This window comes from Paenibacillus sp. FSL R10-2788 (assembly GCF_038003885.1).
Taxonomy (GTDB): Bacteria; Bacillota; Bacilli; order Paenibacillales; family Paenibacillaceae; genus Paenibacillus_AQ; species Paenibacillus_AQ odorifer.
Genome location: NZ_JBBOQA010000001.1, coordinates 6,899,456 through 6,926,093 on the forward strand (window position 1 = coordinate 6,899,456; position 26,638 = coordinate 6,926,093).

22 protein-coding genes are annotated in these 26,638 nt (G+C 45.6%); 10 read left to right on the top strand and 12 right to left on the bottom strand.

Annotated features, from left to right (window positions below; genetic code table 11):
- Positions 1–122: 122 nt before the first annotated feature.
- Positions 123–446 carry a DUF2834 domain-containing protein gene (locus tag NSQ50_RS30625; protein ID WP_036682419.1) on the bottom strand — a complete coding sequence of 108 codons (324 nt, stop codon included), beginning with the start codon at positions 444–446 and terminating at the stop codon, positions 123–125.
- A gap of 196 nt (positions 447–642) precedes the next feature.
- Here NSQ50_RS30625 and NSQ50_RS30630 point away from each other — a divergent pair, with 196 nt between their 5' ends.
- Both NSQ50_RS30630 and NSQ50_RS30635 read left to right on the top strand, forming a co-directional pair.
- Positions 643–774, top strand: a complete 132-nt coding sequence (locus NSQ50_RS30630) for a hypothetical protein (protein WP_256715920.1) — start codon at positions 643–645, stop codon at positions 772–774.
- Positions 775–871: 97 nt separating this feature from the next.
- A complete protein-coding gene (locus tag NSQ50_RS30635; RefSeq protein ID WP_340949886.1) occupies positions 872–2,476 on the top strand; it encodes an S-layer homology domain-containing protein in 1,605 nt (534 codons plus the stop codon).
- A gap of 323 nt (positions 2,477–2,799) precedes the next feature.
- On the opposite strand, the gene NSQ50_RS30640 is transcribed toward NSQ50_RS30635, so the two are convergent.
- Positions 2,800–3,924: a serine hydrolase domain-containing protein gene (locus NSQ50_RS30640; RefSeq protein WP_081383629.1), complete on the bottom strand. Its 1,125-nt coding sequence runs from the start codon at positions 3,922–3,924 to the stop codon at positions 2,800–2,802.
- 145 nt (positions 3,925–4,069) lie between these two features.
- Here NSQ50_RS30640 and NSQ50_RS30645 point away from each other — a divergent pair, with 145 nt between their 5' ends.
- Positions 4,070–4,987, top strand: coding sequence for an AraC family transcriptional regulator (locus NSQ50_RS30645; RefSeq protein ID WP_036681034.1), 918 nt, complete (start codon positions 4,070–4,072; stop codon positions 4,985–4,987).
- 232 nt (positions 4,988–5,219) lie between these two features.
- On the opposite strand, the gene NSQ50_RS30650 is transcribed toward NSQ50_RS30645, so the two are convergent.
- From NSQ50_RS30650 to NSQ50_RS30680, 6 genes are all read right to left on the bottom strand, one after another.
- The gene (locus NSQ50_RS30650) at positions 5,220–6,233 is read right to left on the bottom strand and encodes an alpha/beta fold hydrolase (RefSeq protein WP_076222420.1); all 1,014 of its coding nucleotides are present in this window, start codon (positions 6,231–6,233) and stop codon (positions 5,220–5,222) included.
- Positions 6,223–6,792: a MarR family winged helix-turn-helix transcriptional regulator gene (locus NSQ50_RS30655; RefSeq protein ID WP_076140579.1), complete on the bottom strand. Its 570-nt coding sequence runs from the start codon at positions 6,790–6,792 to the stop codon at positions 6,223–6,225. The genes NSQ50_RS30650 and NSQ50_RS30655 overlap by 11 nt, the downstream gene beginning before the upstream one ends.
- Positions 6,793–7,026: 234 nt before the next feature.
- Positions 7,027–11,394, bottom strand: a complete 4,368-nt coding sequence (locus NSQ50_RS30665; RefSeq protein WP_143760441.1) for an AAA family ATPase — start codon at positions 11,392–11,394, stop codon at positions 7,027–7,029.
- A gap of 304 nt (positions 11,395–11,698) precedes the next feature.
- On the bottom strand, positions 11,699–12,097 hold the full coding sequence (locus NSQ50_RS30670) for a hypothetical protein (RefSeq protein ID WP_076140575.1): 399 nt from the start codon (positions 12,095–12,097) through the stop codon (positions 11,699–11,701).
- Between the two features lie 111 nt (positions 12,098–12,208).
- Complete coding sequence (locus tag NSQ50_RS30675) at positions 12,209–15,874, bottom strand: stalk domain-containing protein (protein ID WP_340949887.1); 3,666 nt, start codon at positions 15,872–15,874, stop codon at positions 12,209–12,211.
- A 152-nt stretch (positions 15,875–16,026) separates the two neighbouring features.
- Positions 16,027–16,575, bottom strand: a complete 549-nt coding sequence (locus NSQ50_RS30680) for a cupin domain-containing protein (RefSeq protein ID WP_076222422.1) — start codon at positions 16,573–16,575, stop codon at positions 16,027–16,029.
- A 720-nt stretch (positions 16,576–17,295) separates the two neighbouring features.
- Here NSQ50_RS30680 and NSQ50_RS30685 point away from each other — a divergent pair.
- Entirely contained in the window at positions 17,296–17,373 is a 78-nt protein-coding gene (locus tag NSQ50_RS30685) for a hypothetical protein (protein WP_370511376.1), read from the top strand.
- A gap of 179 nt (positions 17,374–17,552) precedes the next feature.
- Here NSQ50_RS30685 and NSQ50_RS30690 read toward each other — a convergent pair whose 3' ends face one another.
- Positions 17,553–17,780, bottom strand: a complete 228-nt coding sequence (locus NSQ50_RS30690; RefSeq protein ID WP_076222423.1) for a hypothetical protein — start codon at positions 17,778–17,780, stop codon at positions 17,553–17,555.
- A gap of 446 nt (positions 17,781–18,226) precedes the next feature.
- On the opposite strand from NSQ50_RS30690, the gene NSQ50_RS30695 reads away from it, so the two are divergent.
- The 5 genes from NSQ50_RS30695 (at position 18,227) to NSQ50_RS30715 (ending at position 23,203) form a co-directional block, all read left to right on the top strand.
- A complete protein-coding gene (locus NSQ50_RS30695) occupies positions 18,227–18,916 on the top strand; it encodes a response regulator transcription factor (RefSeq protein WP_076222424.1) in 690 nt (229 codons plus the stop codon).
- Between the two features lie 182 nt (positions 18,917–19,098).
- Positions 19,099–19,923: a sensor histidine kinase gene (locus NSQ50_RS30700; protein ID WP_340949892.1), complete on the top strand. Its 825-nt coding sequence runs from the start codon at positions 19,099–19,101 to the stop codon at positions 19,921–19,923.
- 90 nt (positions 19,924–20,013) lie between these two features.
- Positions 20,014–20,769 (top strand): ABC transporter ATP-binding protein, encoded by a 756-nt coding sequence (locus NSQ50_RS30705; protein ID WP_076222426.1) that lies wholly within the window; start codon positions 20,014–20,016, stop codon positions 20,767–20,769.
- Positions 20,759–22,615 carry an FtsX-like permease family protein gene (locus NSQ50_RS30710; protein ID WP_076222427.1) on the top strand — a complete coding sequence of 619 codons (1,857 nt, stop codon included), beginning with the start codon at positions 20,759–20,761 and terminating at the stop codon, positions 22,613–22,615. The genes NSQ50_RS30705 and NSQ50_RS30710 overlap by 11 nt, the downstream gene beginning before the upstream one ends.
- Before the next feature lie 36 nt (positions 22,616–22,651).
- Positions 22,652–23,203, top strand: coding sequence for a VanZ family protein (locus NSQ50_RS30715; protein WP_076222428.1), 552 nt, complete (start codon positions 22,652–22,654; stop codon positions 23,201–23,203).
- Between the two features lie 333 nt (positions 23,204–23,536).
- On the opposite strand, the gene rlmH is transcribed toward NSQ50_RS30715, so the two are convergent.
- Positions 23,537–24,016 carry a 23S rRNA (pseudouridine(1915)-N(3))-methyltransferase RlmH gene (rlmH, locus tag NSQ50_RS30720; RefSeq protein ID WP_076222429.1) on the bottom strand — a complete coding sequence of 160 codons (480 nt, stop codon included), beginning with the start codon at positions 24,014–24,016 and terminating at the stop codon, positions 23,537–23,539.
- 257 nt (positions 24,017–24,273) lie between these two features.
- Positions 24,274–24,624: an ArsR/SmtB family transcription factor gene (locus NSQ50_RS30725; protein WP_038573939.1), complete on the bottom strand. Its 351-nt coding sequence runs from the start codon at positions 24,622–24,624 to the stop codon at positions 24,274–24,276.
- A 142-nt stretch (positions 24,625–24,766) separates the two neighbouring features.
- On the opposite strand from NSQ50_RS30725, the gene NSQ50_RS30730 reads away from it, so the two are divergent.
- Positions 24,767–26,179, top strand: coding sequence for an MFS transporter (locus tag NSQ50_RS30730; protein ID WP_076140574.1), 1,413 nt, complete (start codon positions 24,767–24,769; stop codon positions 26,177–26,179).
- A 98-nt stretch (positions 26,180–26,277) separates the two neighbouring features.
- Here the strand turns inward: NSQ50_RS30730 and NSQ50_RS30735 are convergent, their stop codons facing one another.
- Positions 26,278–26,445, bottom strand: a complete 168-nt coding sequence (locus tag NSQ50_RS30735; RefSeq protein ID WP_063829780.1) for a CxxH/CxxC protein — start codon at positions 26,443–26,445, stop codon at positions 26,278–26,280.
- Positions 26,446–26,638: the final 193 nt, after the last annotated feature.

A 26,638-nucleotide genomic window follows, 5' to 3' on the forward strand; every position in this document is an offset into this window, starting at 1 on the left:
ATGACCTCATTTGCTATGAGGGACGTATCACATAATAATTCTTTAAGTACATTTTTCGCCACGCGTATCTTCTCATCATTAGCGTCACGAACGGCAAGTCTTCATACTAAAACAGAATGATGTTATTTTAAAATGTTTTTCTCCATGTGTAATTGTCGAAGAAACAAAAACAAGGGAAGACCCAGTGAAGGACCTACCAGTAGCGTACCTGCAATCGGCAGCCATAAATATTTCATTCTCTTTCTGGTACCTTCTAACAGAATGAATCCGATAAGCACGATCGCGGTAACTAAAACATCCATCCATGCAAAAGCTCCGATACGCGTACTGATTATGGCTTCAAATAGGAGACCCAAATCGAGGCCGTTGCGCACGACCCAAGGGATGAATTGCGAATAGGGCAAGACGAGTCCCAAAAAAGATAATACTCCGTAAAAATACTTCATTTATACCCCTCCATTATTTTGTAATTCCAAAAAGCCCGCAGCGCGATTTTCCAAAAAATTTGCCGCTATTTATGATACGGCTATGGACGACCGTTTATGATTAAGGCACACGCATCCTTACTCCAATCACTCGTGAACGCACCGGATCGGCAGCTGGGAGGAAAACGGCGATATCGTAGGAGTAGCATGCCATGAGATGAATATCGGTGAAAGCTACTTCTTAATCAAGGACAATTATCATTTTTTGAAACCCGGCATGGTTGATTATGCTGAATCCGAGCTTTGCAAAAAATCTGCTGACCAAGCCAGCCTTGATATCCGGGTGTAGATTATTTTCCTCAAAATCTATTTAAAATTGAAATAAATGCCGATATAAACCTTACGTCAGATTTACATCTAAAAAAATAAATTAAGGAGCGTATTCTATGAAAAGGAAAGTTTCAAAATGGATTCTTCTATCGTTAGTAGCTTGCTTACTCATTCCAAGTGTGGTTTCTGCAGCAGAAGTTACTTCACCACCTACAAAGACTTCTAAAGATTTCCCAGATTTAGCAGGTCTGGATGCGGCTCTTCTTGCCAAAATTGATGCATTGCTAGCCAAGGGATACATGGAAGGTAATGGCACCGATAAATTTGATATTACTGGAAACATGACGCGTGCGGAATCTGCTAAACTTGTAGCTAAAATTTTCAACTTAACCGTCGGGACAGAAGCCACTTCGTCCTTTAAAGATGTAGATGGTTCGGATGCTTCTTCGAGTTGGTCAATTCCGTTTATTGAAGCGGCAAAAAAAGCTGGAATCATTGATGGCATGACGGACAACACATTTGCACCAAAGGATAACGTAACTACTGGGCAGCTTGCTACAATGCTAGTTAAGGGGTTTGGTAAAAAATCCGAGGTGCAAACGACGACTCCATGGTACCAGGGTTACTTAGATGTTGCCAAGGCGAGCGGGTTTGATGTAGGCAACAATGGAGCCAAGCTTGCTACTCGCGCCGATCTTGTAGTCGGATCTTATTCAGTAACAGAAGCTATAGACAAAGCTAAAGCTAAAGCTGAAGCATCAGGAACAACAGCAACGCCAACACCAGTACCAACAGCGACGCCAACACCAGTACCAGCAGCAACACCAGCACCAATACCAGTACCAACACCAGTACCAACACCGGTACCAACACCGGTACCAACATCAGTACCAACACCGGTACCAACACCGGTACCAACACCGGTACCAACACCAGTACCAACACCAGTACCAACACCAGTACCAACACCAACACCAACACCAACAGCAACACCAACACCAACACCAACACCAACACCAACACCAACACCAACACCAACACCAACACCAACACCAACACCAACACCAACACCAACACCAACACCAACAACAACACCAACACCAACACCAACACCAACACCAACAGCAACACCAACACCAACACCAACACCAACACCAACACCAACACCAACACCAACACCAACACCAACACCAACACCAACACCAACACCAACACCAACACCAACACCAACACCAACACCAACACCAACACCAACACCAACACCAACACCAACACCAATGACTGCACAAGCCGCGTTGGAAGCGATTAATGCTTACTATGGCCAGCCAGAGCCAAATGTCGATGCGCCTGACGAATCCATATTTGACATTGCTGGAGTAACAGGTGTCACTCAGTCGAACTTAATCTATATTGATTATGCATTGAGCGCGGACGCGAAATCTCCATGGACCGTAACTGAAATCCAAGCGATAGTTAATGAAGTTCGTGCTGGACTAGCGTTGACAGAGATCAGTAATTACTTTTGGGATCCTGGATATGCCCCTAAGCCTGACGCAACGACATTTGCCGTTGCAGGGATAACGGGAGTAACCACTAACAACTTAGACCAAGTCATAGAAGCTATTGGGTATGCCCATGATCACAGATACGAATATAACCCGCCGTTTTCTTTAACTAACAGCAATCAGCTCCAAGCTGTCGTTAACGATTTGTTGGAATAAAATGAATTAAACTAGAATAGTAGCGGCGTAAGGGAGATGATCCCTACGCCGCTATTTTCTTCTTTAGGTTCGATTGGGATGACGATACCTGGGGACAACGCCTGCCACGGATTTATTTCGCCATACTTATGATAAGGTTCACCGCGATAGCTGAAGCGGCATTTTCTTTCTTACCGGGCAGAGGGAGGATTCTCCCCAGGCATCCTTGTCATAGGTTTCCCCCTTAAAGGGCATTCGTGTGGGTGCCCTTTAATTGTGTATACATTCGAATTTCAACGTTGGTTGGAGTTCAATAAAACAGCGGTAGGCTAGGACTATATCCTCTATTTGTTCTTCACCGCTTTAACCAAGCTCTCGATAAACTGGATAGGAAGGGTGGTATCCTGGGGATTCCCGGTGGCAGCCGAGTTCACGACGATCACTAGATTCAGGTCGGGAACAATGGTCAGATATTGGCCGGCATAACCCAAACCGAAAACTGCCTTGTGCCCGCCGTACTGATTCATCCACCAATGGTGGCCATATTCGCCGAAAAACACATTTCCCTCCGAATGCCGAGAGGTCGATTCCCGGATCCATGCTTCCGAGACGATGCGCTTGCCATCCCATACGCCACGGTTAAGCACCAATTGGCCAATCTTGGCCAGATCCCTTGGCTTCATCTTCAGGCCGAAGCCCCCTGAATTCGAATCGTCCGGTGAACGGGGCCACTTCATGCTATCAATTCCGAGAGGACCCAACAGATGCTCCTTGGCAAAATCGAGTTCGGATTGCCCAGTCGTTTTCCTAAGAATTGCCGCCATTAGTTGGGAACCGCCTGTATTGTAGTTCCATATTTCACCTGGCCTAGAATCCATCGGTTGGCTGAGTACAAATTGGTTCCAGTCCTTGGTCTCCGTCATAGGCTGGATCATATAATTCCAATCAGTCCATTCCGGGAAATGCAAGCCACTTGTCATGCTGAGCAAGTGCTCTAATGTAATGGATCTCTTATCGGTTGAATTGAACAACTCCTTATATTCGGGGAAAAATGGCTCTATCGGCTCATTTATTCCTTTCAGATAACCTTTGTCGATAGCTATCCCGATCAAGAGCGATGTCACGCTCTTGGTGACCGAGTTTATAGCCAGCTTGGAATCCGACATGCCGTCCTTGTAATACTCGGAGACAATTGTACCGTCCTTAACAACGAGCATGGAGAGAACCGGCGATTCCTTGGCATATTGCATCACTGCTTCGACTTCCTTGGGATCCATCTTAACCTGCTCTGGAGTGCCGATCGGCCACTCCCCGTTGGGCAAGTTGATCACCTTAGAGTTGCTGGGGGACACCACAGGGGCTAAGGACTTTTCGGAAGAGCAAGCGGACATGGTAAGGATCAGGCTAGCTGCCCCTGCCAACATGGCCAGCTTGGCATAACGGAATATTTCGGTCATACATGAACACATCCTTTAAGGTTATCTTCTTTCTTCCCTTATGGTAGTGTAATGGGCGCGTATCATCTTCCAATTTCTTGCTAACTGATTAACAATTCTTGCTATAATAGAGATAGGATTGAATCAATAATGAAAATAAGGGGGGACGGTGAAACGAATGGTGGCAGCAAAAGCGTTGGAATTGGAATACCGATACCGGGTCAACCATGTCGTCAACTATATGGAGGAGCATCTTACGAATCCATTAACCCTTAAAGAAGTCTCGGACATGGCCGCCTTCTCCCCCTTTCACTTCCATCGGGTGTTCAAAGTGGTGATGGGCGAGAACGTGCACGGGTTTACCCGGCGGATCCGCATCGAGAAGGCAATCAAGCTACTGTTGTTCCACCCAAACCGGAGCATAACTGATATCGCCTTGGATTGTGGTCTGCAAACCCCGGCCCACTTTTGCAGAGTGTTCCGTGAGCATACCGGGCTGAGCGCTTCCGAATGCCGGGACAGGTTTCCTCTCCAGACGATTGCGGAACGGTTCAGGGCCCGATTCACCTTTGAAAAGTCCACCGAACTGTCCCGCAAGCTGGCGGAACTCCCTATTGAGATTCGGAACCTTGCTCCAATGAATGCTATCTACGCCCGGTATAGGGGAACCATCAATGAAGGAACAATCAATTCGGACATTACAGGGCTCTTTGAGCGGGTAGCCTCGTGGTTGGACGCGAGAGAAGCACTGAAAAAAGGATGTCTGACGGTCGGACTCATCCTCGACGACCCTTTCATCACGCCGGATGGCAGACACAGGTATGATGCTTGCATTACAACGGAGCAACAGATGACGCCGACTGGCGATCTGGGCATCCGGACGATTCCTGGAGGCAAGTACGCCATTGTGCGGATAACAGACAGACTGGATATGGTGAAAGATCTGCTGCACCTGGTCTCCATCGAGTGGCTTCCCCTAAGCCCATATATATGGGATGTTTCACGTCCGGCCCTGGAGATTTACTTCCCCAACTCCCTTCACCATCCGGATGGACAGTGCGAAATGGAATTCGGTATCCCGATCAAACTAAATTAAGCAAGCTTCTGATGTATCAGACACATCTTTTTATATAGATTTTTATTTGAACTTTCTCGTTAGCTGAACGCCCTCTCGTTCCACTGCCAGCAAGGACTTCACGTCAAACTTTTCCCCCTACTTATGATAAGGTTCACCGTATCACTCTAACGGCGAATTGAAGGGGGCACCCTTGCAGGTACCCCCTTCAGTAAACATTACTTTAGGGGTATATCTCATTTATATGTAGTTACTACGCCAGCAATGGCGTGCTCTCGCTGTAGGTAGTTTCACTGGTTTTATTCATTTCTTCAATCTTGTTTATTTCCAACAGAGCATCAAAGAACAGAACTGGCTGTTCCATCATTGTCATATGTCCCGCATTAGGAATGATATATATTCCTTTATTCGGAGCTTCGATCTCTTCAAAATACTTTTGGGCAATGACATAAGGAGCCTGCCAATCATTCCCACCCAAAATATAATAAATAGGAACCTTATATTTTGCCGTTTCAGTACGGAGATTGAAATCACCTAGAAATTCATGCAGCTTAGCATTTACCCGAAAAATCTTCATGAACGCAATAATATCTGAAAACTTGAAAATAGGGCTCTTGAACACCGTTATCCAAGTCGAAAGGTCTAGCTTTATTCCTGTTTCATATTTTCCTTGGAGCTTTCTTACCACATCAACCTTCTTCAAAAATGGTTTGTTAAATATAATTCGGTTGCCCGGATATTCACCAACGGACTCCAGCTTTCTCATTGATTTAGTATCACCGGCTTGCGCAATTAGTTCTTTAACTTTGTTATAACCGACTCTCTCATTTTCCAACATATCAATAACCTGTGAGGCGCCTATATAATAAGCTACCTCTTCTGGATACTTCTTAATAAACACAGAACCCAATACACTTCCCCAAGAATGACCGATCAGGACGATCTTCTGCTTGTTATATTTCTTCTTCAAGAATTGGATGACTTCAAACAAATCCTGCAGCACCAGATCAATCGTTGGAAGCTTATCTGGATTTCTGGTTAAAGTCTTCCCAGTCCCGCGCTGGTCCCAATGAACCACCGTATAGATGTCTTCCCATTTTTCTTGGAACGCCCTCGTAAACAAAGATTCAGCTGAGCCGGGTCCTCCATGCAAAAATAGCATCACAGGGTTATCATAGTTAGTTCCCAAGTGATACAAGTATTGATTGATTCCATTGATTGGTGCGTATTCTTCAATATTAATTAGCCTTGCAGACTTATTCTTCATGGCTATTCTCCACTCCTCGATGGGTTCTTCGTTTTTCAAATTCCTTCAGTACCTTCATCTGGGTGTCGTTTTGATTCTCCGTGAATTCCAAACTACCATCTTCTTCAAATCCATCTTGTTGCTCACCGTCAAAGCGGTATAGTTTCTTTAATAGACCCCACATTGTTTCCAATTCCTCCGTAGAAAACTCCGTAAAAAGTTCTTCTAAGAAGAATGTTGCTTTTTCGCCGTCTTCCAATAGGGCTTGTTTTCCAGAGTCAGTAATCGTCACATTGACAGCCCGTTTATCCTTACTACTAGGCGAAATCTTAATGTAGCCCTTATTCTCCAAAATCATGATCATCTGTTTCACACTCTGTTTTGTGGAACCTAACTTTCTTGCAATGTTGTTCAACGTCGATTCATCTTCGGATATATGAGCAACGGCCATCATTACCATAAACTGTCTGGATGTAAAATGATCCATGTAGTTATCACCTTTACCCTGAATCTTATTGGTAAGAGAGAATGAAGTCGCATATATTTGTTGCATCAAAAATAACTCTCTGTAATTATCCATGAGTCCTCCTTTTCTCAGTTAGACAATATGTTGTCTTTATTCATCATAGCAGATTATTTTAATTAGTCAATATACTGTCTAATTATAGATAGACGGACCCCGATAGAACTGAAAGTCCTTTTTCTAGAGTGTGGAGATATATCCTCGGATAAGGCAGAATTTCTTACCCTCCTAAAGATGTACACCTCAAAAAAACGAAAAAAAGAGCCCCTTAAAGGCTCGCTTCCTCGTTCGTCAATCTATCAATTGCAGCTCCCTGGCACGGACAACGGCTTGCCCCCGCCGCTTCACGCCAAGCTTGCCGATGACTCTCGATACATGCGTCTTGACCGTCGTTTCGGCAATACCGAGCCGCTCGGCAATCTCTCGGTTCGATAGCCCTTCAGCAATATTCATTAAGATTTCGTACTCCCGGTCGGTCAGTGGCTCACTCAGCTCCGTTTGATCGGGGCTTGGGACAGGCAACGGCAACGAGATATTTTCTACGGCACCCCCAACATCGCCTTCCAGCAGCTCGACATAAATCATCCGCGTCGCGACAAGCTCTAACACCTTTACGTCCCGATCCGTAAACACACCTGGTAATTTCCGATTTTCCAAGTAGAGTAAATAGGAAGCTCGATCTCCCGGAACCGCGATCGGTATGCACAATATTGATCTGGGCTGCTGTGCTTCAATATAATGATCCTTCACCCAAAAACTCCGAATCGCATCATGGAGAAGTAGCGGCTTACCTGTCAACGCAGTATGACTCAAGACGCTCTCTGCATACAATCCGGATGCCGTTTGCTTATCCGACCGATCTGATCCGCCTGCTTCGATAGCAAACCCGTCACCTTGGCGGCTCAACAAGAGACCCCAATCGGCGCCAGACTGGCGAAGCGCTGCTTCCAGCAGACTTGTCATCCAGCTAGCCTGCTTCAGCTTGCTAACCCCCTCAATGAGTTGTCGCACAAGCTCATACTCGCCTTCCCTCGCCTCTTCCCTGCCTTCCACTGAAGTATTCAGCTGTGGCATGTCCATGCGCTTACGGTCGCTTTCCACTTCCTGCTCCAAGATCTGCTCCTCCTGCTGCTTGGCAGCTGGGTAAACCAACAGATCGGCATATCTGCCTTTGATTTGGGCCACCTTGGAGGTGATGCCCCATTCGGCGAACGCGGCGCAGGCATCCATCATGTTAATCATCGCACCGGATCCGCTAATTAAGTCATCTTTATAGCAGATTGCAAGCCGCTCGCAGGCAATCCCTTCAATTAGAGCGTATTTTTCAGCTCTCGCCTGCCCAATCGCAGCCATATATCCGTGTACCGCAGCCATCGGATTTCCAGCCATTCGTTCGTCCTCCGCTTTCATTAGCAAATATGCGGAGGACCTGTTGCCTAGAAATCCTCGCCAGCTTTTCATTTTTCGCAATTGACGACGTATAGCTTGCCGTATCTGCTTGCGTTCTTCCTCGTTTTTCTCCAAAAATATAGCGGCTAAGCTCAAACTCTCATAAAAGCGTTGCTTGCGAATTCTTGTCCAATCCAGTGACAGCTCGTTCTGCCTTCCCTGCTTCGCCCAGTACAAGGCTTCCTCATAATTACCCGACAAGTAAGCCACTTCTAGCCTGCAGACACAACCATAGTTATCCTCTTCCTGTTGCTTCGAAGCGCCGCTTGACGGAACCTGCGGAATGGAAATGAAGTCTTCCCTCTTAGATTCGTCCTGTAGTGCTAACATGTAACTCTCTGCGATCCGTACTATTTCCTGTGTCTTGTCGCTGGCGAACTGTCGCATATTCTCCTCATAATACTGGAGTAGCTCCTTTAAAGCATCCAGGTCACCGCTGTACGTCACGAGACAGGTAATCAGGGCCAGATTGGCGAAATCTCTTTCTCCACTTTCTAACCCTTGGCGCATCGACTTATACATCATGATGAAAGCCTCCGAGGGCTTATCCATTTGCTTAAACATTCCACTCGCAAAATTAAATGAATGTTGATTAAAATTGGACAAATTAACCATTTCCGAAAATACCCGTTTGGCGATTGAAGGCGCTTGAACATAGTTTGGAAGCACCCTCTGTATGATCAACTCGTATCCTACGATCATGACGGCAAGTGATTCGTTTAACCCTTTCTGAAGCCCGTAACGGATAAACCGAGCATAGAATTCTAGCAACGCTCTGGCGTCATGCATAAAGAGAGGAAAAAATAGCTGCTCCAATAACAGGCATAACTCCGTATACTCTTCATCAAGAGCGTCGGACAACAGATAAGACTTATTGCGTTTTCGATACAACATAAGCCCTGTCCGAGTCACTTCCTTGGCGATGGACAACAAGGAGCTATTCTCCTGAAGCTTCCATCCATAAGCCTCCAACGCTTCTTTTCCAATTGCAATTGCCGCCTCATTGTCCACAAACGCGTGAAATTGAATCAAGGGCACCCATATGCACGAACGCTTCGATCGGCTCATCCCCTTGGTGTTCTTATTTAAATCCGACAATAGTACTCTCGCCCGGTCGGGTTGCCCGCCCATATACTCCGTCCATGCTAACACCAACTGCAGTTGAACATTGAGCTCGCCCGATTCGAGCTCTTTGTATTCCGTTAATAGGCGAATCCCATTCTCCGCATATTCTTTCCCTTTTACATAGCGCCCATCAGCTAATGCCTTCTTTCCCGCTTGAAGATTATGCTCAACCAGTTGCCGAACCTCTTGCCCTGACAGAACCGATGCGGCTAGGTTCAAGTGATCGATTGCCGTCAGCGTCGTATTATCACTCCACTTGGGAAAGCTGCGTTGCAGCAGCTGCCCGATCCTACGGTGCCTGTCCGCGTTGCGTCCTGAATCGAAATCATATGCCATTCGGTGAATGCACTCATGGACGAACAAATAGATTCGATCCTGTCTGTCTCCCTGCTCATCCTCATCCTCACGATAGATGATTTCTTCTGCCTCTACCTCTTGTAGCCCACGGAAAGCGGCATCCGGCACCATATCGCACGCTTCGGCAAGAATCGACAATCGGAAGGCAGAACCAATCGCGGCAGCCATAGCTAGAAGCTGCTTTGTATCGTTCGATAGCTTAGTGAAGCTCGCCTCCATCAGACGGAGATTCGCTTCTAGGTCGCCCATTTGCCGGATGACTTCCGGATCCCATGACCACTGATGCCGATTCTCGTCAAAGCTGAGTTTTTTCTCTTGCAGCCAGTCTTCTAGTATCAGACGTATCGCCCGAGGGTTGCCGCCGCTTTGATTATAGACAGATCTGGCTAGAAGACGAATACGAGCAGAATTTTCATGCAAGGCATCGGAGACATATTGGCTCACCTCTTCGTATGTCAGTGGCATGAGGGCCACTATTTCCTCCGCATTGGTACGCCATCTCTCAACTAACCAGGTAACCTCAGGGAAGTGATTCGAATTAGGTTCTCCCGAAGTGGGAGCTTGCTCAACTGCCGTCTGGCTCGTTCCAATTAGGAACAATCCGGGTACCGTATGCTTCACAAGTGAGTGAAGCACCGCATGCGTTCCATGGTCGGCCCATTCCAGGTTATCAATAAACAGGACAAGCGGAGGCTTGCATTCGGCCATGCATCGAATGAGATGTGGCAGATGATCTCTGGCACGATCCCAGCCATTCTCTTCGTCCACGGCAGCCGATACCTCCGCCTCGGTTCCAAACAGTGAATGAATCTCGGGCAAAATGGAGACGATCTCCCACGCATCTCGTCCAAACTCCGCCTGCAGCTTTATTTTAAGCTGTAAAATGACATCTGCCGGCTCGCTCCACAGCTGATCCACCCACTGTCGCAAAGCTTGAAGAATTGGTTCATACGGTGCAGTTTGCTGAAGAGGTTCTGCTCTCCCTTCAACAAACATGCCTCCACGCCGAGCGACGTTTAACTGTAATCTGCGAACGAGCGTCGTTTTGCCAATTCCCTCCTGGCCGCTCACCCATGAAAATACACTCATCCCTTGAGCAGCCTGCTCAAGTTCGGCCTCCACTTGCTCTACTGCAGCGCTCCGCCCGTACCAATTATCGGATAGACCTAGCGAACGAATTTGGTCCAGGCGGCCTACTTCGAAGGGCGTCAGCGATCCTTGTTTTTTCAGCATGTCCCGACACCACTTCAGATCCTCAAGTAACCCGTAAGTGCTCTGGTACCGATCCTCCGGAGATTTGGCAAGTAACTTCATCAAAATATTTTGCAGCGGCCCTTCTCCCTCCAACCGATTATGAGGCTGAGGCATCCTGCTAATATGTGTAGTACTCCAATCTTCACCCTTTTCAGGAAGAAAAGGTAGTTGTCCGGTTAACAGCTCATACAAAATAACGCCTACTGCGTATAGATCGCTGCGTTCATCCGGCACCCGATTAATCCGTCCCGATTGCTCAGGAGACCGATAAGCAGCATTACCTACCCCGATCTTTATCATGCGCGCCGTCTTTTCATCCCATTGAATACTGATGTTAACGGGGCTCAAGCATCCGATCATCCCATTCTCTTGATGCTCACGGAGCACCAATTCCGTCAATGGGATGGAGAGCTCAATGAAGCCTTCAATCTCTATAGGAGGCTCCTTTATGTAATCTTTTAGTTTCTTAATCATAGCCGACAATCGTACGCACCTACCTAAAATATAAGTTAAGTTTTGAGTTATAGATGGTTCGAAAGGTCCTGATCTCTTTGGTTAGGAAGATAAGTTTATTATAAATATTAATCTATGATGCTTTTGGAGTCCATTAGTTTTAATTCCCCCCCTGTAAGTTAACTCAAATATACTATGGGCGCACGAAAAAAAGACACCCGGTCCGGGTGCCTTATAGGGTTCAGCTCAGCGAAACTATTGGCAAAAACACATGCATTCGCCTGACTATTTCTGTTGAAGCAACCGTAATATAAGTACCGCCTCCTCAGCCCGTGTGGCCTCCGACTCCGGTTCGAACCGATTCCCGCTTCGACCTTGTGTTAGTTCCGTCATAGACACCGCCGGCAAAGGCAGAAGATCCTTTTATAAATCCGCTTGGCCATGCCTGATATCCAGTAAATGTTCTTCCTAACACTTCATCCCCAAGAATGGAGCCACTATACCCAATTCCATCTTGACCGGAGATGTTTGTAGCGGCTGCAACAGTCGATATGCCGCCAAATTCTACGCTTCCCGAAATACCTCCTATTATAAAAAGGATAATCAATAACATTATTGCTAATTTCCTACTTTTCCTTGTCATCATTCTTTTGTCCTTACGCATAAAGAATTCTTCATCGCTAGAAGCCACCAATATTAATAGAAGCCTCTTGGTCGTCTCCATATAAAAAGTCTCCTATCATTTCGCTTTATCTAAACAACATAGACAAATGATAGGAGCGTAAAGTCCTCCAAAAAAGCTGCTTATTTATTTGTTCCACATACGGTAATTGAATCAGCCGTCACTTGGTATAGGCTCAAAGTAGATAGGAAGTGTCGTTACCGAATAATCGGATAACGCTATGATCTTTTCATCGCGAGTAACCGCAATTACACGCAGATTATACACCGTCTCCGGATTAAGATTCCTAAGTGAAACATGGGTGGTTGGGGTGGTTTCGATCAGCTCCTCATTCATATAAACGTGATAGTTGATCCCCTCTTCCCCATACTCATTCCAATAGAGCTCAATGAAATGAGGCTGAACTTCAGACCTCATATTCTGTATCTCCCCATAGTACGCGAAACGGAAGGAGGCTGTAGTTAGTCCGCCTTTACCGTCATTGGCCGTTATATGAATTTCTGTTGAACCGAAACCAGTTGGGCTAATGCGCATGCTAGCTCCTTCCACATCTACCTCTACAACTGCCGTATCACTCGAACGGGCTGTGAATGTTAACGAATCACCATCCGCATCATGGAAAACCTCGCTCATATCGATTTCAAATGGCGCATTAGAATTTACCATTTGATTAGATATTGGTTTAACCGCCTCAGGAGCAGTATTCGTTGGTGTTGGTGTTGGCGTCGGTGTTGGTGTTGGCGTCGGTGTTGGCGTCGGTGTCGGTGTTGGCGTCGGCGTCGGTGTTGGCGTCGGTGTCGGTGTTGGCGTCGGTGTCGGTGTTGGCGTCGGTGTCGGTGTTGGCGTCGGCGTCGGTGTTGGCGTCGGTGTCGGTGTTGGCGTCGGTGTCGGTGTTGGCGTCGGCGTCGGTGTTGGCGTCGGTGTCGGTGTTGGCGTCGGTGTCGGTGTTGGCGTCGGCGTCGGTGTTGGCGTCGGTGTCGGCGTCGGTGTCAATCCCGATAGTCCTGATGGTGTCGTCGGTGTTGGCGGCCGCTGAGCTTGTTCTTGCAGCTTCTTCATCTGCTCCAAAAATTTTTTCAGCTCCTCAAATCTTTTCTTCTCAGCATCCAAAAGTCGTTGCATCAACTTTTCCCCCGATTGTTTACCGGCTTCTTCAAGTTTCTTCTTATTCTCCTGCTCTTGCAGTACTTTTGCAGCTAGAAGCTTATCTATTAGGGCCTGCTTCTGTGCGTCTAGTAGACGCTGCTTATTTTGCTCCTCCAGCAGTCTTTTTTGTTCTTCCTCCAATTGCTTCTGCCTTGCCTGCTGCTGCTTTTCCTCATCCGATAATTGAAGCGGCAGGACATTATTCAAATCGATCTTTTTACCGGATTGCTTATTGGCCTCATCGATAAGTGCCTGCAATTGTTCTGGTCCTATTAAATTCTGATCACGAGCCTGCTTTAAAATATTAGGAAGAAGATTATCTAAATTATTTTGGTATCGATCCAGATCGTCTGGAGACAAGCCACCCGGATTTCCGCTAGGGATAGACCCTGGGGCTTGATTTCTAAACCTCTCCAGCATCTCCTCATTTTCCTGCTCTATTTTTTGCTTAGCCTTTAATATGGCTTCGATAACAGCAGGTGAAGCTTGATTAACGAGACCGGAAAGATCAACCACATAAGGCACATTGGGCGTTTGCGAATCTAATCCTGGATTTAAGCTCAGTTGCTGCCCAGGATATACGAGGAGGGCTGGATCCTGACTAGTTCCGTTGCCGCTTCCCTGAACTAGACCGCTGTTTACAGTAATCATCGGAAACAACGTAACCGGATTGATACCCACCATAAAATTCGTGCCTCGAACATCAGTCACAGCCGTCGGCGTAAGGATGTTGAAGGTATCCTTGGCACTTACCAGTGAGGACACATTGGCCGCAGCTAGCCCGCTCCATAACATAAAGCTCGTGTGCTTTACACGGGACGCATCACTTAAGTTTGAAATGTACAGCTCCGAGTTTTCGCTTATCGTAATTTCATCCCCACGATCGGCCGTCCTTAATATCGCGCTCGTATTTTTTTCCGTAAGAATATGATCACCTTGATGAAGATTCATGCCATTATAGGCCCGGTAAGTCAATGAACCGCCCGCCTGATTGATCCAGACCGTTCCTTTAATCTGTTCGATTACCGTCACACGCGACTTGCGATCTGCTGCAGGCAGCTTCTCGACCGCTTCCGCGATTTCCCGTAAAATTACCGTCCTCGTGTTCGAATCCCATTGTACATCTGCTCCAAATGCCTCACTGAAAAATCGGATCGGAACATAGGAACGGCCATCTTTGTTATATGGCGCTGTCTCAATCTCTCGCTGCTCTTCTGCACCCGTCTCGGCATTGTTAATGGAAATCACTTTACTCTCCATTTGCAGCCTGATACTTACGTCTCCCTTTGTCAATTCAATGGTACGCTGGTTATCCAACAATCCAACCTTATAGCCCAGCATTTCGCTTAAAGCTCTCACGGGCACCATTGTGCGCCCCTTCACAATTTCGGGCTGCACGTCAAGTCTGATCACGGTATCATTGATCACAACCTTCACCTGATCATTGTGGGGCAAATTGGTTGGAAGCTGGTAATACTCAAGCTCACGGATTTTATTGTTATAGCTGTCCGCAATGAGCAAGCCGCCATTTGGCAGAACCGCTACATCTGTCGGATTATGGAGCAGATTATGACCGTTAATGCCATCTACTTGACCAAACTGAGCAGGTACACCAGCAATTGTACTCACATACCCGTCAACAAGATAACGAATCGTGTGGTTCAAGCTATCGGCAATGACTAGTCCCCCATCCTTTGTTACGACGATTCCTCTAGGAGACTGAAAGCGTGCCTGTGTAGCGGCACCATCCGCATAACCACCTTCGGCATACAGGCTACCATTCGCATACACAGGCTCCTCCCCCGCAGGCAAACCCGCCGCGGTTGTCACTGTACGCTTGGCCAGATCAATATAGCGAATTACTCGATTGCCCGTATCACTTACATATAAGTTGCCTTTATGGTCGATCGCAATGCTGGTAGGATCATTAAACTTGGCGGTTGAAAGCTCTCCATCTGCATAATCACCTGCAGGAACAGCATAGCCGCCAATCACCTCGACGACTCGATCAGATGCAGCGTTAAGTGTAGTCACTTGACCATCCGCTGTTATTTGCCGGATTAAATGATTTAACGTATCCGCAACATACAAGGTTCCATCTGCAGCGACAGCCACATCCTGGGGATGATAGAATCCCGCTTCATTACCTATACCGTCTTCATTGCCGATTATGCCATCACCGGCAACCGTTGTTACCATCCCATCCTTAGATATTTTTCGTATCCGATGATTTTCGGTATCTGCTATGTATATATTACCTTCCAAATCCGTATCCATGCCCGAAGGACCGTTGAACACAGCATCTTCTTTAGCACCATCGTGCCAAGCTCCCTCAGGAGTTCCGTAGTCTTCCCCGTCAAGCATTAAGCCCGCATAGGTAGAAACCTCTCCATTCTTCACTTGACGGATGAGATGATTCCGGGTGTCTGCCACAAGCACAGAACCATCCTTCAAGACAGCGATTCCCTGAGGCATACGAAAAGAAGCCTCTGATGCCGCTCCATCCCAATCGTCAAATTCACCACTTCCTGCAAATACTGTTACTTTTGAAAGAGCCTCATGGCTGTCACCCAGGTACAGCTCACTTTGAATGCCGGCAGCCCCTGCGGCTGTACCTCCAATTAATGTGAAACTCATAACAGCAACTATTAAACGACGATATACTTTCCTCACATTGATCCCCCTTCACCCGATAAAATCAAAGCAACAAAAAAACAACTATAATTCGACTTCCTCTGGACATTATAGTGAGAAATATAATAGTTTGTAGTCCTACGAAAGTAGTATTCTATAAGATTGTGTGAGAAATGAACGATTAATTCTCCTTACAGCACCTCTCCTGTATACTTTTTCAGAACTTCATAAACTCCTTTTTTACGGGCTCGTTTAATAATGAATTTAAAGAGAGAACGTTGTAACCAGAAGGGAATACCCACGATTAGGGTGTTTTGTAGTGTTAAAACGAAAGCGGTATGGGCAAGTGACTTGGGTTTGCCCTTTTCATCTGTTAATCTATCGTCCATGAGCCCGTAATGAATGCGAACCGATTGCTCGAACTTGTTTGGCGGCGTTAGCCGAACGCGGAATACAACAGGCTCTTCATGCTCGTTCGTAAAGGTATGGGACGTTTTAAGTGGGGCAATACGGCGGTTTCCCGCTTCTAGCACATGCTTTGTTTTACCTAAAGTTACGGTGAGCTTGCCTGTAATCACTTCGAATTCCTCTTCAAACTGATCATGAATATGCAAAGGTGGACCTTTGCCAAATGGGGGCAGCACAACTTCGATTAATAAATACTCCCCGTTCGTGTCCTTTGCCGTTTCTAGAAAAGTAATTTGTTCTCCTGTGACTTTATTCGTAACCGTTTGTTCCATTCATGTTCGCTCCTTGGTGATTATTTGCTAAAAATAGATGGTTAGATGCTTCAACATTGATTGTCTTCACGCAAAAAACCTTCTATCATTCGACTCTATTTAAACATCATAGTCGAATAATAGAAGGTTTAAGTCCTACGAAAGGAGTACACAGTAAAAAAGAGGGGGTGAACGACAACCACCGCGTACAGTTCACGTCCAAAATGGCAGAACTTACAAAGTTCGTCCTGCGGGTCTTCATCATCTGCATTTGATTCGAATAAACTATCACACCTTAATGTCTGTTCTAACACAGCCGAAATTCATCCGCCATCTCACTCAAATGGACAACTTCAACGAAGATTTCTGTAGGATCTCAGTAATTCGTTCCATCCTGTATAGCGATCTTCCCCAGAGGTCGCCATCTCCCCCCGGGCCTCGGGGCTCCCTTGCCACGCATACCGAATTCGCCCTACTTATGATACGGTTCTCCCCACGTCACTCACTGGTAAAGCAAATTGGCTAAAGGAATCGTCTTCTGTGAACCAGAAGACGATATTTTTAATGCTCTTGCGATCTGCTTCCATATGAATCTCTTTAATCAGTGCTCGTAGGAGTCATCATTAGATGTTTCCGCAAACAGGGCATCGAAGTTCTTCAAAGCGTCTACAACCATTTCCTTATTCAGGATAACAGCGTTTAGCCGAGAAGTGCGGCTTTACGTTTTCCTATATTGGTGGTGTGGAACGAGCGGAAAAGAATATCTCGTTAAAGAATCTGAACAAAATCGCCGTCGCTTTGGAGGACGGCATCCACTAATTCTATAGTTACACCACTCGCCATGAGAATCTGACAGCAAGTGAACAAATCATTCATGATATTTCAGCATTACTCGCTTCCTATGACGAACAAACGTTAGTAATGGCTAAAGACAGCGCTAGGTGCGGCGACTGTGCGCCCAGCAGGGCACTTGGAGTCGAGCGGGGGAGTGTGATTGTTCATAGCGCCACCTGCAAATCTTGCTGTTGCCTCAAGCCAGCGATTATGGAGTCACGCTCGGCTCGAATAGCTTCGATTTCTTTGGTGATGTCAGTGCGGCGGTCGAGAGTAGTCTGGCGGTGACCGTGCTCGACTGCGAGTTTGAGATGGCGCTGGGTGAGGGAAAGAAGATGTCGCTCGGCAGCAGGATTGATATCGAGTTGGTACAGGTGAATGGGCTTTGACATGTGGATCGCCTCCTTGAAAGTTTCATGTATATTAGCTTCCTTTTAGCTTATTGTCCAGTATTTCAATCGTCTAAGTTGGTATTTAGCAGATTCAAAAGGCTCATGCTACAGGGCATGAACCCTCAATGATTCAATATTCAAATGATAGCCATTTGTTTAGATGTCCTCGGATTATTTGTCAACACGGTGTGTTGACACTACCACTTCGACATGTGTCGAATGTGCATAACAGAATAATGTACCTATCAGCTGTATACATCATGTTTTCAATAAAGAGGGAAAATAGAACCTGAATAATGAAGGCGAGCTTAGATGCGTATGAAATATGTAATTACGAAGGATACTCAGCCGTTCCCATATAATCGATACATATATTATTAAGTGGGTTATACTGATAGTATCCAAGTTCATGAATCAATCCATCATTTCGGAGGAATAATTTAGTTATGGAATATACCATTTTTATAGTTGAAGATGATTTGTCTATCTGTCGACTTTTAAAAGAACATATAGAGAAGTATGGGTTCTCAGTGAAGGTTGTACAAAACTTTGAACAGGTCGCAGAAGAATTTTCTTTACATCGTCCTAGTTTAGTGCTGCTTGATGTGAACCTTCCTAAGTTTGACGGGTTCTATTGGTGTAGAAGGATCAGGGAAATATCTAAAGCTCCAATTCTCTTCATCTCGGCTAGAGAAAGCGGAATGGATCAAGTGATGGCTCTTGAAAACGGCGCGGATGACTACATAACCAAGCCCTTTTCTTACGAGGTGATCATGGCCAAAATCAAAAGCCATCTTAGGCGAGCTTATGGCGATTATGCCCGTTCGGATGAGCGGGTTATTGCTTTGGAGGAGCTAGTATTATATCCCGAAAGATTGGAGCTTGAATTCAAAGGTCAGGCATTAACGCTTACGAAAAAAGAAGCTCTGTTGCTCGAAAGCTTGATTCGATTGTATCCGAATGTGGTATCCAGAAACAATCTACTCGAAAAGTTGTGGGATGACTCCCAGTTCGTCGAAGAAAACACCCTGAATGTAAATGTCACAAGACTGAAAAAAAAGCTGCAAGAACTTGGTATTCAAAACGGGATTATAACGATCAGAAGCCTCGGTTATAAATTAAACAAATGCTGGTAGGATGTGAACCCTCAATGCGATTATTTCTAAAAGAACATCAGGGATATATTCTTCTCTATTATTTCTCTGTGGTATTATCTACTTTTTATTGTGTGCTCGTGATAGATTTTCCATTCCCAGACATCCTGTACATATTCTTATTTAACACTTTTATCCTTCTCGTTTATTTAGTTTGGAAGTATGTGAAGACGAAAGAGGTTTACGCCTTACTATATCGTGACTTCTATGCTCTTGAGGAAATTTCGTTGGATAAGGGGAGCTCCTTTTGGAGCCATCAAATCTCCATGTTGCTCAAACAACAACACCGCTTATATGAATTGAAATTGCAGCAATCCAATCAAAAACATCAAGAGCACTTAACATTCATCAACCAATGGGTGCATCAAATGAAAACGCCTCTTTCCGTTATCCAGCTGCAGTTGGAGGCTCAGGTTGGTACCATATATGTGAGCGGCATCCAAGAGGAGCTGTATAAGATTGAAAAGGGGCTTAAGATGGCCTTATCATTGGCGCGTCTGGATGCCTTTGAGAAGGACTTCGTCATTGAGAAGACACGCTTGCAGCCCCTTATTATAGATTGCATCAATCAAGAAAAAAAACAATTTATAACTAACGGCATATTACCTAGAGCAACCATTGACGAAACCATTGAGGTCTACACGGATGTAAAATGGCTCAAATTCATCATTGAACAGCTGATCACAAACGGCATCAAGTATTCCAAAGGAAAAGGGAAATATGTGAGCATCTCCGCTTATCGGAGAGAGAATGAAGTTGTTCTGGAGGTCACAGATGAAGGCATCGGAATTCATCCTAAAGATATTCGAAGAGTGTTCGATCCCTTCTTCACTGGCGCAAATGGAAGAGTGCGGGGGAAATCTACAGGAATGGGACTATATATCGCCAAAAAGGTCTGCGAGAACTTGCATCACAATATTCAAATTCAGTCAGAAGTGAATCGAGGTACAAAGGTCATTGTTCGATTTGACAACCTTACATCCATGTAAGAATCGTGTAATGAAGATGAATCGCTCAATGGGACTCGACCGATTACTATAGAGGATATCGCGATTAACCATAGAGGGGAAGATATCGTTATGGAAATGTTAAAGGTCAGTCAATTAAGCAAATCTTATGGCAAACAAGTGATGTTCAGCGCTTTGAATCATATCAGCTTTTCAATTGAAGCCGGTGAATTGGTAGGGGTTATGGGACCTTCGGGCAGCGGCAAAACAACCTTGTTGAATATGATCTCCACGGTCGATCAACCCACATCAGGTGAAATTTATATTAAGGGTAATAATCCATTAAGCTTAAATGGGGATAAGCTTGCTCTCTTTAGACGAAGGGAACTGGGCTTTGTTTTCCAAGACTTTAATTTGCTTGATACCCTGACACTTGGTGAGAATATAATCTTGCCCTTGGCCCTAGACGGTGTACCTGTTAAGGAGCAAGACAGAAGGCTGACGAAAGTCGCCAAGATCCTTGGCATCGAGCATCTGCTGAGCAAGAGAACCTTTGAAGTCTCCGGAGGAGAAGCTCAAAGAACGGCTATTGCCAGAGCCATCATCCATAAGCCATCCCTCCTTCTTGCAGACGAACCTACAGGAAATTTGGACTCCAACGCATCGAGGATCGTAATGGAATTGTTCGAGAAAATCAATCAAGAGGAACAGGTTACTACTATGATGGTGACTCATGATCCCTTAGCAGCCAGTTATTGCAACCGGATCTTATTTATTAAAGACGGCAGCATCTATAACGAAATATATAAAGGCAGCAGCAGGCAGCAGTTTTATCAACAGATCATCGACGTACTTTCTCTGTTGGGAGGTGCTTCGTGTGAATTTTAAGCAATTCGCCATAAAAAATGTAACGCGCAATGGGAAAGCCTATTTTGCTTATTTCCTGAGCACTTGCATTTCTGTCGCTTTATTTTTCTCCTTTACCATGTTTATCTTTCACCCCGATAAAGGGGCATTCAAATCCTATATTGAGATATCCCTTTACGCAGCAGAAATCATCACTTATTTCTTTCTTTTTTTCTTCGTGTTTTATTCCATTAGCGTATTTCTGAAGAGCCGGTATAAAGAATTTGGAATTTTATATATGATCGGCACATCGAAAAAGCAGATTTTAAAGATGATATTTATCGAAAATTTGTTGATCAGCATTTCAGCAACCGTCTGCGGAATTGTAACAGGATTAGTTTTCTCAAAACTCTTTTTAATTATGATCGAGAAAATGTTTAGGATTCAAGCTCTGCCGTATTATTTTCCAATTAAGGCTATTCTGATAACCTCGGTTGCCTTTATCCTTCTATGTGTCTTGGTATCTTTCTTCACTTCATGGATTATCAAGGAGAAGGACATCCTCCACTTGCTCAAAGGAACAATGGCTCCAAGGCTCGCGCCTAAGCCATCCGTGCTTTTAGCTATCTTGAGTGCTGTGCTGCTGCTCGTAGCTTACTATATATCCTTTACCAGTAATATTGAAAATTTAGAAAAAATCATCTTATTGGTTATGGTAATGGTTGTCATATCCACCTTCTTCCTGTTTTCGCAGTTCAGTGTTTTTTTTATCGCCTTCCTCAAAAAGAACAGGATTTTTTATTTGAAGCACACGAATTTGATCTGGGTATCCAATTTGTTCTATCGCATGAAAGATAATGCTAGAGTGTTTTTCATCATATCGATCACATCCACAGCAGCATTCATATCGATCGGAACTTGTTATGCCTTCTGGGATAATACATTAGGCAATATCGAAGAGAGATATCCTCTTGCCTTTACTTATCAAACAATTGGCGAAAACCTGACCGTCCATGAGGAAATCAATTTTATTGATCAGCAGCTGAAGGAAGGCGGTTCTTCCTATACCCCAATAACCATCGCTAACAAATCGGTTACCGATGCGGAAGGAATTTCTTATACCCTGATGAAGATGAGTGTCTATAACCAACTGGCCGAACAATTAGACCTCCGAACTGCTTCGATTCAAGAGCATGAGTCGATCAAAGTAATGGCCTCTGCCGAATTTGGCAACGATATCAATCGCATGACGATTGAAGGAAATCCCATCCGGGTAACCGATGAAATACAGGCGAAGATCATGCAAGACCAAGCATCAACCCTATATGTCGTTGCCGATACGCTATATGATCTCATTGAAAGCGATGAAGGGATTCAATATACCTTCCATGTCGAGGACTGGTCTGACACTTATGTCGTCTATGATGAATATGAAGCCAAGTATGGAGGTAATCCTAACGGTTTATTCTTATCCAAGTCGCATATTTTCGAGACAGAAAAAAGTGCTTATGGTACGATCATGTTCTTGTCCATATTTATTGGAATGATCTTCTTCGTGACTTCAGGCAGTTTTATCTACAACAAATTTTTTAACGATGTGGAAACCGATAAGAAAAAATATAAGCAGTTAAATAAGGTTGGCTTAACCTTCAAAGAAATTAAAAGGATAACCACAATCGAGATGGGAATCTTGTTCATGCTGCCCTATATCGTTGCATGTATTCATTCCTCAGTCGCACTGAGCACGCTAAATCGTATATTTAAGATAGAAGTCGGAACCGCCGCCTTTTTAATCATGGGCAGCTTTTTGATCCTGCAGCTGTTTTACTACGTATTTATACGAAGAAACTACTTAATTGAAATAAAAAATGAACTAATCATCGACTAAACGTTCATTCACGAGCTGAAAGGAGAATCCGAGCTGATGTCTATCCAATATACAATTGAATCTTATTATGTCTTGGCACCGCTGTTTCTTATATTTCTGGTCACTCTGTTGGGCTTGACTAAATTGAAGATCAAGAGGTTTACAGCTCTGCAATATACCTTACTCGTCACGTTTGGCTTCTATTTACTAGCTGTCTTCCATTTAGTACTCTTCCCGATTGATGTCAATATTGGCCTATACGCGAACCAAACGCCTTGGTATAAACATATTAATTTCATCCCTATATTAACAATCGATATAAAAACATTTATTTTGAATATCATCATGCTAGTGCCGCTGGGAATGTATCTGCCTCTCTTGAATCGTAAATACGATAACACTAAAAAAGCGGCAAAGTTGGTACTAATCTTGAGCCTCTCCATTGAAGTTATACAAATGGTTATCGGGATCACTCTTGGCAGCAGCAGAAGTACGGACATTAACGACATTATCGCCAATACCCTCGGGGGAGTGCTTGGCTTCCTTATCATGAACAAGTTGATGCAAGCGAATGCTATTCAACGCTTCGCGGCTAAGTTTAATCTGTAGCGCTGACAACGTCCCACATTAAGAGGCCTATTTGAGCCGGGCAAAGAGAAGGACGATGTTATTCATCCTAATTGTTTTCAGTGGCCGCAAGAACTTCCCTTTAAAATCTAATATCAAAGGACTCATTGAATAATATAGCTGTCCGCTATCTTAATAGCGTGCCTTAGTGTATACAATCATTTAAAACAATGCATTTGAGCAATACTGCCACATCTCAACTATTATTGAGTATCATCAATATTGAGCACTCCACATGTGTGGAGTGTTTTTAAGCTCCAATCTGCAGATTGAGCATCGCTGCTTCCACCTTCAACTCGACCCTCCGCTTTACCACTATCGATGATACGGTTCCCCCCGATTGATCTTCACCGCGCGATACACCTGCTCCACCAGCACCAGGCGCATGAGCTGATGTGGCAGCGTCATGCGCCCGAAGCTCATGCGCTGCTGCGCGCGGCGCATGACCTCGTCGGAGAGCCCGTGGCTCCCTCCGATGACGAACACGACATGGCTCGTCCCGTAGGTGCCGAGCCGGTCAATTTCTGCGGCAAGCTCTTCCGAGCTCCACAGCTTGCCGTCGATCGCGAGCGCAATGACATGCGCCTCGCTCTTAATCTGCGCGAGGATGCGTTCGCCCTCGCGTCCCTTTACCTGCACGACCTCTGCTTCGCTTAGAGAATCGGGTGCTTTTTCATCTGCCACCTCAATGACCTGAAACTTCAGGTATGGTGTCAGCCGTTTTGCATACTCCGCGATGCCATCGATCAAGTACTTTTCCTTCAATTTTCCTACGCCAATAATTTGAATAAGCATAAGTGCCTCCTGTCATAATCCTCTATAGAAATAGCAAAAGGACGCGCACTGGGCGTCCCTTGTAGTTTTAGTAAGTACCTTCTGTTCTATCACATATTTGGTGGAAAAGAAACGACAATTAAAACGGCCTACTCTTGCGCAGTCCCTAAATGTCCTATTTTTCATGCAATCTATGGATCTCCTGATCCCACGTATTCCTAGATTGCCTGAATCTAGAATTTCATGTATTCCTCGTCCTCAGCAGGTTCAATCCATCCCTACTTACTTTCTTCCTGCTCCTCCATCACTAAATCCGGTTTCCCCCCAGCTTCATAAGCGCTCAATATAGAGTCCAGCAAGCCTGGGAAACGTGCATTAAGATCCTCAGTCCGCAGGGACAACATGCGCTGTGTTCCTTGAACTCGTGTAAAAACAACTCCTGACTCGCGCAAAGTACGGGCATGGTGAGACATAGTGGATTTTGCGATCGGGACGTTGAAGCCGTTGCAAGCCTGTTCTCCATTTAAGTGAATATCCGATACGATATGTAAGCGAATCGGATCGCTGAGTGCATACAATACGGAGGCAAGCTGAATGTCCTTGCGGTCCGGATGAAATAGTATTTTCACGGATGATTATCCCCTTTTGTCGTACGATGAATGCGAAAAAAATATTGGTGTTCCTAATTGCATTTTATATCAACGCATGCTATATTTCAATTGTTCGTAAGTAATCGAACTATTAAACAATAATAAAAGGAGTGCTTCGCACATGACTTCTGTAAATAACCTCTCCGCGAATGCGGATCATGAAGCCTCCGTTCCGGAAGCGCCTCTTCCACGAGAAGGCCTGCTGACCCTGCTGTTCAGTGTCGCTGTGGTTCTCGTAATCATGAATACGGCTATGTTCAATCTGGCGCTGCCTGATGTGACCGAAGCCTTCGGGATTACGGCTGCGTCCGCTTCTTGGATTGTCACCGGGTATTCCATTATGTTCTCGATTGCCTCAATCACGTACAGCCGGCTTTCTGATTTTCTGCCGATTCGCCGTCTGTTGGTTATAGGCTTGTTGACGCTGGGCCTCGCGGCTGTTGCCGGCTTTTTCAGCACTAACTTTATCTTCCTGCTTATCGTACGCATTCTCCAGGCCTCAGGCGCGGGCGCAGTAATGTCCTTGTCGCTTGTCCTGTTTACCCGCTATATCCCGCAAGCCCGCCGCGGCAAAGCAATGGCGACAATTATGTCAGCCGTCTCGCTGGGTCTAGGGCTTGGGCCGGTCGCGGGCGGAGCCATCGTCGAATATCTCGGCTGGATTTGGCTATTCTCTGTAACGGCAGCTATTCTGCTTCTAGTGCCGCTGTTCCTTATCCTGCTGCCCAAAGAAGTACCCACCCGTGGCTCCTTTGATGTGCTTGGCGGGCTGTTCTTGGGCGTCGGCACGACCGGGCTGCTGCTGTTCCTGACCAGCGGGTTGTGGATTGCCTTGATCGCCGGAATTGTCGCCATTGCTTTATTTGTTGGCCGTATCCGCAGCACACCTGATCCATTCGTGATGCCGGATCTTTTCCGTAACCGCTCATATCTCGTGTTGGCTCTGATCGGAGTTGCCTCCTACCTATGCAGCTTTGCCACGTTATTCCTGCTGCCGCAGATTCTGACTCACCGTTTCGGCTTCAGCGCAAGCCATGCCGGGCTTGTGATCTTTCCGGGTTCGCTGCTCGCCATCTTTGTCTCCCGCTCCGTCGGGCGAATCATTGACCGTTATGGCAATGCGGGGATTTTGCGTTTTGCACCATTGCTCGTATTGACCGCTACCATCCTATTCGCTTTCTTTGCTGGGCGGTCATGGATTGCCGTCATGTTCATCTATATGATTATGAGTCTGGCCTTCACGACACTGTCCAGTAGTGTATCCAATGAAATCTCTCGGATTCTGCCTTCTTCACAAATTGGCTCCGGGATGGGCCTGTTCCAGCTGCTGCAATTCTTCAGCGGCGCCTTCAGCGTGGCTATGGCCGCAAGCGCACTAGAATGGCAGCGCGGACTGCCGCTTTCTGCAGCCTACTCCAATATCTACTGGGGACTCTCTATTGCAGCATTGATCGCCATCATCTCAGCTATTCTCTACCGCCGAGGCAACCGAAGTAGCTCGCTGACCGACATAGTAGATGCAGCAGATGCATAAGACCTAATCGGCTAACACATATATTATTTCATGCAAAAAAACACCCTGCGGCCCATTTCCGGGACTGCAAGGTGTTTTTAATAAATTTTAACAGTCCTTTAGACCACTAAATATTCCGCATTCTTCTCACATTCCGCACATTTGGCCGGCGGGTCCCAGTCCGAGAACTCGGTCTCCTTCAAGTCCACAATATCAGGTGCATCCTCATACTCGTCCACAAATTTGTCGATGGCTAACTCTACATGTTCTTTACATACTACATACATTCAACCAAGCATCCCTTTCTGTGCCGCTGCGGCCTATACTCCTTCTATTGTTCTACCATACTTCCCACGAAAATGGAACTCCTATCTATCCATTCCAGCAATCTGTTCATCCATTGTCTATATTCTTGCCCTACCGAAAAAAAAGATTCCTCTCACCCCAAACGGGCAAAAGGAATCTCTTCACTAATATCTC